This is a genomic window from Corallococcus carmarthensis, from assembly GCF_003611695.1.
Taxonomy (GTDB): domain Bacteria; phylum Myxococcota; class Myxococcia; order Myxococcales; family Myxococcaceae; genus Corallococcus; species Corallococcus carmarthensis.
The window spans coordinates 1-11,912 of sequence record NZ_RAWE01000271.1 but is presented as its reverse complement, the minus strand read 5'-3'; the positions used below and the strand labels follow the sequence as shown (position 1 = coordinate 11,912).

Genomic DNA, 11,912 nt, shown 5'->3' with positions numbered 1-11,912 from the left:
ACGCATGCCCCCGTCCCCCACCCCTTCCCGGGAAGCCGAGCTGGCGCGCGCCGAAGCCGACATGGCCCGGTTGGAAGCGCAGCTCGCTGAACAGGTGGCCCGCGCCACCGCCGACGCCGCCGCGTTGACCGAACGGCTGACCCGCGTGCGGCAGGCCCTGGCCCGGCCGGAGCATGCCGGGGACTCGCGCCTGTCCCAGTGGGCCATGCGGCTGGAGGACACCGAGTCCCCCGAGCCGTCCCCGGAGATGGCACGCCTGCGGGAGAAGGCCCTGGACGCTCGCGAGGCCGCGCTGGACACGCGCCGGCAGGCCGGGTTGGACCTCCAATCCGCACTGCGCGTGCAGCAGGAGGATGCCGCCCGGGTGGACAAGGCGCTGTCGTCCGCCGAGTCCGACCTGAAGCGCGTGGAGGCCGCCGCCAAGGCCCGCGCGGAAGCCGAGGAGAAGGCCCGGCGCGCGGCGGAGGCGGCGACCCAGAAGGTCGTCCCGCCCCCGGCCCTGCGGCCGTCCGGGGCGAAGGCGTCCGAGGAGACGCCGACGCGCGCGGAGCGGCTCCCGGCGCGCGCGCCCGTGGCCGCCACCCCGGCGAAGAGCGATGGGCGCAAGGCGGGCCGGGTGCGGCTGCACACGACCATCGACACGCGCAGCGATTCCAACTTCTTCACCGGCTTCTCGATGGACATCAGCGAGGGCGGCATCTTCATCGCCACGGTGGAGGCGGTGCCGCGAGGCACGGCGGTGGAGCTGGACTTCACGCTGCCCGGGGGCCGGCCGCTGACGGTGAACGGCGTGGTGCGCTGGGCACGCGACGGCAACGACCGCACGCCGGACCTGATGCCGGGCGTGGGCGTGCAGTTCACCACGCTGCCGCCGGAGGTGGCGCACGCCATCTCGTCGTTCGTGGCCACGCGTGACCCGATGTTCTACCCGGACTGAGCGCCGCGCTCAGGTGCCCCAGGGGCGCAGGGGCCGGAGCAGCCCCGCGTCCTGGAGGCGCGCATGGACGTCCGCGGCCAGGGCGACGTGGGCCGGATTGGAGACGGTGAACTTCTCCGGCGTGAGGGTGATGAGCGTGCCCCGGTCCGGGAGGTGTTCCACCTGGACGGGCGCGGGCAGTGGGGGCACGGGGCCTCGGAAGTCGGCGAAGTACATGACCCAGCCGACGAAGGTCCCGGGCGATGAAAACTGATCGACCTTGAGCTGTTCCAGATGCGCATGGGAGGTGGCGATGCCGACCTCTGGCTCCCATGCCAGGGCCATGGCCCGCATCACTCCGGTGAGAACCGGAGCGGTCAGCAAACGCTCTCCGACACTGCCTCGGCTGCCGGTGGTGACGACGCAGACGGAGGGGCTGTGTGGAGAGGCACTTCCGCAGAAGCCGTGGGTACCCGAGGTCTCCTCTTCGTTGTCACCCGCCCAGAGCCAGAAACTGGAGCGGTCCATGAATCGATGGGCCTTGCTCTTCATGAGCTTCGCGAGCGTTGCTTCGTCCGGCTGAATTTGACGCTTCCGAGCCTTCTCGAAGTTGGCCGCCGCTTGATGCCAGCGGTTCCACGTGGGCTCCAATGGGCCCAACTGCTGGATGAAAGATGCCAGACGCTGAGCACAGGCCTCGACCGGCTCCAGTCGCGCCAGCCAATAGCAACCTGCGTAGTACGTCTCGGACATGGTTCCAGAACTCCTCATTGAATCGGAGCGATGCAGACGACTTCGATGCTGCGCCCTATCTCTAGAAATGCCTTCTTGAGAAGGGTGGCAAAACGCTCCTCCGCGACGATCCAGCGAATGCGCCTTCCCTGGGCCATGGCCTCCTGCCGTTCCGCCTGCTCAAGTACCTTTCCAAACCCCTTGTAGAACTCCTTCAGCGACATGTCGTCCTTGATGAACTTCGCGTAGCCCGGGCCCTTGGCTTCCAGCAGGAAATCGTCCACCAGGTCGTAGCCGTCGTAGTCCACCACCGTGTCCCCATCCTGCAACCGGTACGCGGAACCCTTCGGTGCTCCCGTCACCTGAGCCTGATAATCGCGGGCACGGTCGGACATCGACTCATTCACCTGCACCCACTTGCCCGGGCCTCCTGAGCTGCTCGAAGGAGGCGGCCCCATCACGGCCATGGACACCGCCGTGGACGCGAGCGTCACCTCCACCACTCCACCCACCACCGCCACCGCGCTCACGTCCCATACGACCGCTGGGTTGAAGCCCACCTGCGCCGAGCCCAACCGCACCGCGTCCGGAAAGCCCGGCATCAATGTGAGCGCCGACGACATCCCCACTGTCACGCCGTGACTCACCAGCACCGTCACCGCGAGCACGAAGACGCGCGCCACCTCCGGCCCCAATGCCCGAGCGAACACGTCCGCCGCCTCCTCCAACTCCTGGAACGTCTTCGCCCGGTCCGTCGCGTCCTTCAGCGCGCCGCACGCCCGCACCACCGTGAGGAACGACTGCACGCCCACGTACGCCAGGAACACGGCGGCAATCACCGCGGCGGCCTTGGTGAACACGGGCTCCGGAGCCGCGGCCAGCACCACCCAGGACGCAATCGCCCCCGACACCACGGACACGAAGAACGCCGGGTTCAAAGTGTCCTGCAGCGCCTCACCAATGCTCGCGCGCAAGGGCTCCAGCGACATGCCCACCGCGAGCGTCAGCCGATCCATCTCGCTGAAACCCGCCCCATCCTCCAGCAGGGACAGGCAATCCCCCGGAGCCTCGTGCGCACGGCACCACCGTCCGTACCGGTCCCGCAGCATGAACCCGAGCCCCTGGTCCAGCTGCGCCCCCTTCCTCGCGACCGTGCGCACCACCCTTGGTGAGCGCACCATCAGCGGCACCTCCAGCACCAGGCGCGTCAGCGCGTCCTCGAAATCACGAGCGCTGACCGGCACCCGCCGGTCCCAGGTGTCCGGAGCGTATGTCCGCGTCCCCTGCTCCGTGCGCAGCCGCACCGTGGGCCCACTGGCGCAGCCCGTGATCAACACGACCCACAACCCCCACACCCCGGCCGTGCGCGCGTTCATCCGGCCCTGCTCCTGTGACGCTCGCGACACTCCTCAACAGGAGTCTTTGCCGACCCGATCACCAATGCTATGCGCCTCCAGGCAATCCATTTTTAACACGAACACCTAGACTTCACCGGGAGTCCCATCTTGAAGCCCTTTTCCCTCATCGCGTCCCTGGCCCTGACGGGCATGCTGTCCGCCTGTGGTCCTGGCGAGACGCTGGATCCGCAGCCGGCGCCCGCGCAGGACGTGGGCAGCACCACGGCGGCGTTGGACTGCGCCGCGCTCAGCAAGCCCGTGTATCACCGCGTCCGTCCGTCCTCGGGCGACAGCCTGCTCACCCTCAACGCGACGGAGGCCGCCAACGCGGCCACGACCTACGCCTATACCGACGACCGGGGCACGCCCTTCAAGGCCGCCAGCTCCTCCGGCACTGGCCTGTCCCCCGTCTACCGGCTCTACAGCCCCAGCCGGGGTGAACACATCGTCACCATCGACGCCACCGAGCGCTCGAACCTCATCGCCTCCGGCTTCACCACCGACGAGGGCATTGGCTTTTATGCCTCCAAGACGGCGGACGCGTGCCTCGTCCCCGTCTACCGCTTCGACAACCCGGGCCTGAAGAAGCACCGCCACGCCGTCACCCAGGCGGAGCGCGACGCGCTCACCACCGCGGGCTGGACCAACGAAGGCATCAAGTTCTACGCCGCCCCCACCACGCCCGCGCCGGTGGACACGAAGTTCACCTTCGTCGTCATCCCCGACACGCAGCAGGAGACCGTCTACGCCCCCACCCGGCTCACCCAGCGCATGCAGTGGATCGCCGACAACAAGACGGCCCAGGACATCCGCTTCGTGATGCACACCGGAGACCTGATGGACTGGGACACGCCCGACCACCTCCACTACCAGCGCGCCAGTGATTCATACCAGGTGCTCGACACCGCCCAGATTCCCTACGCCATCGCCCTGGGCAATCACGACACGGCGGCCGTGTGCCAGGGCGGCAGCGCGTGCCCCGGCAACGTCAACGCCAACCTGCGCAACACCACCACCTTCAACACCTACTTCCCGCTGTCCCGCTTCAAGGCCCTGGGCGGCGTGTTCGAGTCCGGCAAGTGCGACAACGCCTACCACACGTTCAGCGCGGGCGGGCTGAACTGGCTGGTGTTGAACCTGGAGCTGTGGGCCCGCACCAACGCCGTGGACTGGGCGAAGACCGTGCTGGCCCAGTACCCCCAGCACAACGTCATCATCATCACCCACTCGCACCTCAACGGCAGCGGCGGCATCGAGCAGTCCAACGGCGGCTACGGCAACAACAGCCCCCAGTACGTGTTCGACAACCTCATCAAGCAGTACGCCAACGTGCGCTTCGTCTTCTCCGGCCACGTGGGCAACGCCGCCTACCGCACCGACACCGGCGTGAACGGCAACACCATCTACCAGATGCTCAACACGTTCCACGACGGCACCACGAACCCGACGCGGCTCGTGGAGGTCGACACCGCGGCCAACACCATCAGCACGCGCGTCTACGCGCCGCTCACGAACACGGAACGCGCGGACGGCGTGAAGGCGTACAGCAACGTGAACTGGGTGCGCTGACGGTCCTCAAGGAATCCGGACGGGGCGGGTGAAGAACGGGGCGGTCCCGTCCCCCACCTCTCCCTTGTAGTTCGCGCCCCAGCCACTCACGGTCCCGTCCGTGCGCAACGCCAGGGAATGGTACTCCCCCGCGGCAAGCAGGGCAGTGCCCATGAGTCCCGTGACCTTGCCGGGAGAATGGCTGACCAGATAGGTGCCATCTCCCAGTTGGCCGCCGTTGTTGAGACCCCATGCCCAGAGCGTTCCATCCGAGCGAAGCGCCAAGGCATGGTGTGCTCCCGCCACCAGGGTCACCACTTGAGTCAGGCCAGGCACTCGGGTGGGAAAGAACTGGATGACGGAACTCGCTCCTGGAAAGTAGCCGATGACGTCACCCCACGCCTGGACCGTCCCATCCAGCCCCAGTGCCAGGGAATGAAGACCGTCGGCGCTCACGGCCATCACATCCGTCAGGCCTTCAATCCGCGCGGGGATGAGGCGGGCGGAATGACTGTCATCTCCCAGTTGGCCTGCATAGTTGTACCCCCACCCCCAGACGGTCCCATCCGACCGGAGCGCCAGCGCGTGATAACCCGCCGCCGCCACGGCCACGACGTCCGTCACCCCCAGGACCTGGACGGGTGAGGAACGAGACATCGTGGTGCCGTCCCCCAACTGCCCGCACCAGTTATCGCCCCAGGCCCAGACCGTGCCGTCGGAGCGCAGCGCCACCGAGAAGTTTCCGCCTCCGTCCAGGGCCACCACGTCCGAGAGCCCCAGCACCTGGACGGGGTAGTGACGGCGCGTCGTGGTGCCGTCCCCCAATTGTCCATACCCATTCTCACCCCAGGCCCAGGCTGAACCGTCAGCGCCCAGCGCCAGCGAGTGGGTGGAGCCTGTCCCCAACGACACAATGTCCTGGAGGCCTGGCACCCGTGTCGGGACGGCGCTGAAGCTCGCGGAGCTGCCCACGGGCCCGTGTCCATCCTGGCCCCAACCCCAGACGGTTCCATCCGAGCGCAGCGCCACCGAAGACAAGTATCCCCCGGCCAGGGAGACGACGTCCGTGAGCCCCACCACGGGAACCGGGGAGAATTTCCAGATGGTGATGCCCAGACCCAGCTCGCCGCTGCCGCTCCCTCCCCAGGCCCACAGCAAGCCATCGGTCCTCAATGCCAGTGAATAGCGGGAGCCCGCCGAGAGCACCATCCCGTTCGCCAGCCCCGACACCTGGACTGGCGTGAGCCGCTGCGACTCGGTGCCGTCCCCCAATTGCCCCTCCGCGTTGTCGCCCCACGCCCAGACCGCGCCATCGGAGCGCAGCGCCAGGGAGTGGAGGGCGCCGACGGCCAGCGCCGTCACGCCCGTCAGGCCAGCGACCTGGACTGGCGACAGCCGCTGGGTCTGGGTTCCATCCCCCACCTGCCCGTAGGCGTTCCATCCCCAGGCCCAGACCGTCCCATCGGTGCGCAGCGCCAGGGAATGGTTCTGGCCCGCGGCCAGCGCCGTCACGTCCGTCAGGCCAGCAACCTTGACCGGCACCTCGCGCAAGGTCGTGGAACCGTCTCCAAGCTGCCCAAAGCCGTTGTCACCCCACGCCCAGACCGTCCCATCCCAACGCCTCGCCAGGGAGTGCCGGTTGCCCGCGGTCAGCGCCCTCATCATCGTCAGCCCAGACACCTTCACGGGAGAGAGCCGCGAGGTCCGGGTCCCATCCCCCAGTTGCCCGGCGGTGTTGTCCCCCCAGCTCCAGATCGCCCCGTTGTCCATCAGCGCCAGCGAATGGCTGGAGCTCGCCGCGATGGCCACGGCGCGCGGGAGGCCTGGCACCTGGACGGGCGCAAGGCGCCGCGTCTGTGTGCCGTCACCGAGCTGGCCATACGCATTGTCCCCCCAGGCCCAGACCGTTCCATCGGCACGCAACACCAGCGAATGGCTCCCTCCCGCGGCCACGGCGATGACGCCAGACATTCCAGGCACCCGGGTGGGCCGATAGATGCCGTTGGTGAGGGTGCCCAGACCCAACTGGCCTGCGCTGTTGTACCCCCAGGTCCACAGCGAGCCATCCCGGGCAACCGCCAGCGAATGCAGCGCTCCCGACGACAGGTGTGTGAAGGGCGGCGTCACGGGTGCGCCCAGCGCGGACCCACCTGTGAGGACCACCGACAGACTCAGTGCAACGACCCACCAGGACGCCTTGAGGAGTTTTCGCATGGAGCCAGCATAACCATACGGACTCCATGTGCGTCAGGAATGTCAGACGGGCATGTCAGGGTATTCCGCGTTGGTGGACATCCCGCCAACGCAGTGATGGAGACATGCCGCGATGATGCAATACCAGACGCGAATCCCCTCCCTCAGCAATGTCACCGCCACCCACTACACCCCCGGTGCGGACCACCTGTACTACACGGATGTCGGCACGGGCGAAGTGTGGTGGATGCCCGTCAACCCCGCCACCCAGCTCGTGTCCCGGAGCCAGGTGGTGGCCAAGGGCCAGCAGCTCAACTTCAACGTCTTCGCCACCACGGACATCCAGTGGGACACCGCGGGTGCCAACCTGCTGGCCAAGAACTTCGCCCGCATCCTGCCGCTGAGCGGCGTCAATTCCCTGGCGGAAATCACCCCCGCGAGCCTGGAGGCCGCCAACTGGGCGTCGGTCCCCAACAACAACTCCCTGCCGGAGAACGGCACGTCCACCACCGGGCGCTTCTACGCCGTCCGCATCAACTACGCCTCCGAGTACCACTACGCCAAGCTGCGCATCTACAAGCTGGGCACCCAGACATGGATGGACTGGGTGACCTACACCCTCAGCCCCAATCCCTACCGTGTCGGGGCGGGCCTCACCGACGTGCGGGACCTGGTCGTCTCCGAGTATGAGACGGCCCTGTACGTCACCGCTCAAGACATGAGCAGCGGGCTCTACAGCGTCCTCTCCGCGCCCCGGACGAGCAGCGCGCTCAGCCCCTATCCCGAGTTCAGCATCCAGCCGCAGCCCATCACCTACGAGCCCCTGGACGAGCCGCAGCAGCTGGTGCTGGACGGAGAGTTCATCTACGTGGTGGATGCCCACAAGCTCTGGCGCATCTCCCTCACCACGCAGGAGACGTGGCCCGTGGTGACGGGCTTCTCCAACGGCAAGGGCCTGTTGCTGTCCAGCAGCGGCCCCTCGCTGATGGCCTACATCGCGGAGTCCACGGGCAAGATCTTCGCCGTGGACATCTCCGACTTCGTCGGAGGGAGCGCGCCCATCCAGGTGCCCCTGCAGACCTACCAGCTCACCACCACGCAGCTGGGCTTCCTCGCCTGGGCCAACCCAGAGCGCAGCGCCTTCTACGTCCCGCTGACCGACACGCGGGAGGTGGCGCGCATCGACCTGCTCACCGGGGGCATCACCACGGAAGGCACCACGCCGTCCACGGCCCCTGGCCCCTCCAGCATCGAGGTCGTCTCCGACAGCACGCTGTACGTGGCGTGCACGACGGAGCTGGGCCGCTTCAGCCGCTCCATCACCGTGTCCAACGTGCTGATGCTGGGCATTGGCCTGATTCCGTTCGGCTACATCAACAACTCCGAACAGAACCCCTCCTCGCCGGGGCCGGACGACGGCAAGGCCAACACCAGCACCGCACCCGGCTACTACTTCAGCGGCTACCCCAACCTGCCCTTCGGCGGCGACCTGAGCCTGATGATCAACCACCCGCTGGCCTGGAACAGCGGGGTCCGGTTCTACAGCGTGAAGCTCAAGAACCTGGCGTCCGGGCTCACGCGCTCCATCACGGACACGTTCTACGACTTCAAGTGGGACGCGACCGCCGCGCCGCCGCGCTTCAACAACCAGCCCACCAACGCCACCGGGGGCCTGTTCCCCATCCGTGACCCGGCGGACCTCTGGTACAACGCCTACCTGGGCGGGCTGCTGAGGACCTCCACCGCGGACAACGGCCACAACGTCCTGACGGTGGACTTCTTCGACGCCAACAAGCAGGCCATCCCGAGCGGCTCGTTCTCGCGGCTGCTGTTCATCGACAACACGCGCTGCGGCGTGCGCCTGGAATTGCCGCGGGTGGGCTCCAGCACCACGCCCCCCGCGGCCGGCGTGTACCCCACCCTGGAGTGCGGCTGCCTGGCGTACGTGACCAAGAACGACCTGGTGGAGCTGGACTTCACCGCCTGGCAACCCCAGGGCTCCGGCTCCTACAGCCTGCGCGTGTCCGGCGGCAGCGGGAACATTCCCCTGCTAGCGCAGGATGGAGTCGTCACCCCCGCGCCGTCGCTGGTCACCAAGACGCAGACGTCCGCCAGCAAGCCCATCCGCGTGGGCCACATCCTGGGCAACTGCGACGTGGCGAACGTGTCCATCGCGCTGAGCGTGCCCTCGCGGGTCATCGACGGGTTCGGCTGGGTGAACCTGGGCGCCAACACCTCGCGGTACTTCACCCTCATCAAGGGCCCCATCAGCCACACGCCCTGGACGGAGCCTTAGCCTCCTGAAGCCCGGGGCCGTGCCTTCCCTGAGGAAGGCACGGCCTCGCCGGCTCACGGCTGGTTGGGATCACCGATGTTCTGGAAGGGATTGAACGTGTACGTCGTGGAGAACTGCGACGACGGGCTGAAGTAGTACGCGGCCAGCTTCGCGGGGTCCTTGGCGATTTCACCGCGCAGGATGGGGCCGTCGTTCTGGTCGTCCCAGCCCCAGGGCGCGTTCGCGGAGTTGGTGCCGCAGTTGCCCGCCGCCAGTCCGCAGCCACCGCCGGTGTCACCCCGGAACGTGCCGTCGGAGGCGAAGAGCGTGGTGAGGTCGCGGCGCGTCCAGAGGCCGTCGGTGGGGCTGTAGATGTCGAGCAGCTTGTAGCGCACGTCCGCGTCCGTGGCGGACGACGGCTGCTCCGCCAGCGTGAGCGACGGGTAGTACTTCACGCCGTCCCCGACGATGTCGTAGTACGGCCACGCCTTGAGGCCGTGCCCCTTGGCCTCCTGCGCGGTGATGGGGTGGAGCTGGCCCTCGAAGGAGGCCATGGACAGCGTACCGTCAATGGACTCCGAGCCCGACGCCAGTGGGCTGCCGGACGGCACGAACGAGAAGAAGTCCTTGTGGGCCACCGTCACCGAGCCCACGAGCGAGCCGTACTCGCTGCCGTCGCGCTTCACGATGAGCAGCACGCCCTCGCCGTCGTTCTCGTGCTCGGTGTCGAAGATGGAGTCGGACCAGTCGCGCGGGTGGAAGAACGTGTAGAGCAGGTACCAGTGCGTGGAGGTCTCCACCACCGACTGGTAGGCGTGCGCGGTGAGGGCTCGCGAGCCGGTGTTGTCCCAGTTGTTCGTCCCGCTCCAGTCCCCGTCGAAGTCCACGCGGGTGAGGAAGTCCGACTTGCCGCTGAGCGAGTGCGAGCCCGTGACGTCCACGTCCTGGTAGTGGATGGGCGCCCACCGCTTCGTGAGCGCCGCCCGCGCCGCGGCCGAGCCCACGCCGTTCACCAGCGCCTGACGGCCCTGTGCGAACAGCTCCTCTTCTTCCAGCACGCCCTCACCGCAGGCGGAGAGCCACGTCAGGGCCGTGGTGACGGCCGCGAACTTCAGGACAGGGGGAAGACGGCGCAGCGATGACCGCATGGGGGAACCGGCCTTTCCTTGGGGGGAAGGCCGTCATTAGACGGCACCGTGGAATATTTGTGAAAGAAGCTTTACTTGAATTTCTGGTCAAAGCCGGATGACCTTCAGGTGACCGCTTCGTCCGTGGGGTTGGCGCAGTCGCGGTCCAGTGATGTCGATGCCACGTCCTACCTGTCGTCCCGGCCGGAGTATCCGGCGTGGTTGGAGCTGCGCTCGAACCTGAAGGAGAACTTCGACGACATCCGTGGGGACACGTTCTGCGAGGGTGAGTACAGCAACCGCACGAAGGGCGCACCGTCTCGCAGCGGAAACGCACGGTCCCATTCCGTACGCCGCGCGAGAGGGTGAAGCTTCGGTCCAGAGGGAACAACATTGGGACATGGCGGGCCCGGATGATGCAGAGGCGGCCCGCCATGATTCCTGACCTCGCCCGACTCGCCGCCAGGGGAGAATCCGTCACGCTCGAGCTGAAGCGCTCGACAGGTGAATTGCGCGAGGCGATGCACACGCTCTGCGCCTTCGCGAATGGCCAGGGAGGCCGGGTGCTCCTGGGCGTGAAACCAGGCGGAGAGCTCATTGGCCAGCAGGTGAGCGAGCAGACCCTGCATGACATCGCGACCGCGCGCGAGCGCTTCGAGCCCCCGCTCGACCTCCACATCCAGAGCGTGGAGATCGCTTCCGGACGGAGCGTCCTCGTGCTCACCGTGGGCGGCATCAGTGATTCCGTGCCGTACACGTTCGACGGCCGCGCCTACGAGCGGGTGGGCAACACGACCCGCAAGATGGCGCAGGAGCGCTATGAGTTGCTGTTGCTGGAGCGTGCGCACAGCCGCCGCCGGTGGGAGAACCAGGAGGCCGACGAGGTTCCACTCCAGGAGCTCGACCGCGAGGAGGTGCTGCGCATCGTCGAAGCGGCGCGCTCGGCGGGGCGCCTCGTGGGACCGGTGGGGCGCGGCCTGCCCGAGCTGCTCGACCGTCTTGGCGTACGCCACAAGGGCAGGCTCCTGCGCGCGGCGGTCGTGCTCTTTGGCAAGACGTTCCTTCCCCACCATCCCCAGTGCGAGCTGCGCATGGCCCGGTTCCGAGGCACCGACAAGACCGAGTTCCTCGATCAACGCAACTTGCGCGGACCCGCCTTCCGGCTGCTCGAGGAGGCCGAGCTGTTCTGTCAGCGGCATTTCCCGTTGGCCGGCCGCATCGAACCGGGGCGCCTGCAGCGCGTCGACCGTCCGCTCATCCCGCCGGATGCGATGCGCGAACTGCTGGTCAACGCCTTCATCCACCGTGACTACAGCATCGCGGGTGGCGCGGTAGCTCTCGCCATCTTCGACGACCGCGTGGAGATCTGGAGCGCGGGGCGATACCCGATGGGCATCACGCCTGAGTCGCTGACACGTCCGCATCTCTCCGTGCAGCGCAATCCCATCATCGCGGAGGTCTTCTATCGTGCCGGCCTCATCGAGAAGTGGGGCCGGGGCACGAACCGCGTCGCCGAGATGTGCCGCGCCGCCGGGCTCTCCTGCCCGGAGTTCGCCGAGGTCACGGGCGCTGTGGTCGTCACGCTGAGGGTGAGTGTGGGACAGACCCTGGCCGCGGATCGGGGGGAGCTCCCCCATACGGATTTGGGGGAGCTTGAGGCGGATTGGGGGGAGTTCCCATCCGATCGGGGGGAGCTCGCGCCCGAACCGGGGGGAGCTGATGGG

At 67.6% G+C, this 11,912-nt stretch carries 9 protein-coding genes; 5 read left to right on the top strand and 4 right to left on the bottom strand.

What is annotated here, in order from left to right; all coding sequences use genetic code 11:
• Positions 1-937: TIGR02266 family protein (locus D7X32_RS39525; protein ID WP_341868170.1), on the top strand; the 937-nt coding region annotated here is incomplete at its 5' end.
• Positions 938-946: 9 nt separating this feature from the next.
• Here D7X32_RS39525 and D7X32_RS39520 read toward each other — a convergent pair.
• Both D7X32_RS39520 and D7X32_RS39515 read right to left on the bottom strand, forming a co-directional pair.
• A complete protein-coding gene (locus D7X32_RS39520; protein ID WP_120607690.1) occupies positions 947-1,669 on the bottom strand; it encodes an immunity 52 family protein in 723 nt (240 codons plus the stop codon).
• A gap of 14 nt (positions 1,670-1,683) precedes the next feature.
• Positions 1,684-3,024: a restriction endonuclease fold toxin 5 domain-containing protein gene (locus D7X32_RS39515; RefSeq protein ID WP_120607689.1), complete on the bottom strand. Its 1,341-nt coding sequence runs from the start codon at positions 3,022-3,024 to the stop codon at positions 1,684-1,686.
• 129 nt (positions 3,025-3,153) lie between these two features.
• Between D7X32_RS39515 and D7X32_RS39510 the strand changes: the two genes are divergently transcribed.
• Entirely contained in the window at positions 3,154-4,614 is a 1,461-nt protein-coding gene (locus D7X32_RS39510) for a metallophosphoesterase (protein ID WP_279635658.1), read from the top strand.
• A gap of 6 nt (positions 4,615-4,620) precedes the next feature.
• On the opposite strand, the gene D7X32_RS39505 is transcribed toward D7X32_RS39510, so the two are convergent.
• Positions 4,621-6,807 carry an RCC1 domain-containing protein gene (locus D7X32_RS39505; protein WP_120607688.1) on the bottom strand — a complete coding sequence of 729 codons (2,187 nt, stop codon included), beginning with the start codon at positions 6,805-6,807 and terminating at the stop codon, positions 4,621-4,623.
• 112 nt (positions 6,808-6,919) lie between these two features.
• Between D7X32_RS39505 and D7X32_RS45760 the strand changes: the two genes are divergently transcribed.
• Complete coding sequence (locus D7X32_RS45760; protein ID WP_158625842.1) at positions 6,920-9,082, top strand: hypothetical protein; 2,163 nt, start codon at positions 6,920-6,922, stop codon at positions 9,080-9,082.
• Positions 9,083-9,135: 53 nt separating this feature from the next.
• Here the strand turns inward: D7X32_RS45760 and D7X32_RS39495 are convergent, their stop codons facing one another.
• Positions 9,136-10,209: a hypothetical protein gene (locus D7X32_RS39495; protein ID WP_120607687.1), complete on the bottom strand. Its 1,074-nt coding sequence runs from the start codon at positions 10,207-10,209 to the stop codon at positions 9,136-9,138.
• Positions 10,210-10,284: 75 nt separating this feature from the next.
• On the opposite strand from D7X32_RS39495, the gene D7X32_RS39490 reads away from it, so the two are divergent.
• Both D7X32_RS39490 and D7X32_RS39485 read left to right on the top strand, forming a co-directional pair.
• Positions 10,285-10,557, top strand: coding sequence for a hypothetical protein (locus D7X32_RS39490; RefSeq protein ID WP_244239439.1), 273 nt, complete (start codon positions 10,285-10,287; stop codon positions 10,555-10,557).
• 65 nt (positions 10,558-10,622) lie between these two features.
• Positions 10,623-11,912, top strand: a 1,290-nt coding sequence (locus D7X32_RS39485) for an ATP-binding protein (RefSeq protein WP_158625841.1), incomplete at its 3' end; no start/stop codon positions are given.

Coding starts and splice junctions, on each gene's coding strand:
- D7X32_RS39520 (WP_120607690.1), bottom strand. CDS start 1,669: ATGTCCGAGACGTACTACGCAGGTTGCTATTGGCTGGCGCGACTGGAG.
- D7X32_RS39515 (WP_120607689.1), bottom strand. CDS start 3,024: ATGAACGCGCGCACGGCCGGGGTGTGGGGGTTGTGGGTCGTGTTGATC.
- D7X32_RS39505 (WP_120607688.1), bottom strand. CDS start 6,807: ATGCGAAAACTCCTCAAGGCGTCCTGGTGGGTCGTTGCACTGAGTCTG.
- D7X32_RS45760 (WP_158625842.1), top strand. CDS start 6,920: ATGATGCAATACCAGACGCGAATCCCCTCCCTCAGCAATGTCACCGCC.
- D7X32_RS39495 (WP_120607687.1), bottom strand. CDS start 10,209: ATGCGGTCATCGCTGCGCCGTCTTCCCCCTGTCCTGAAGTTCGCGGCC.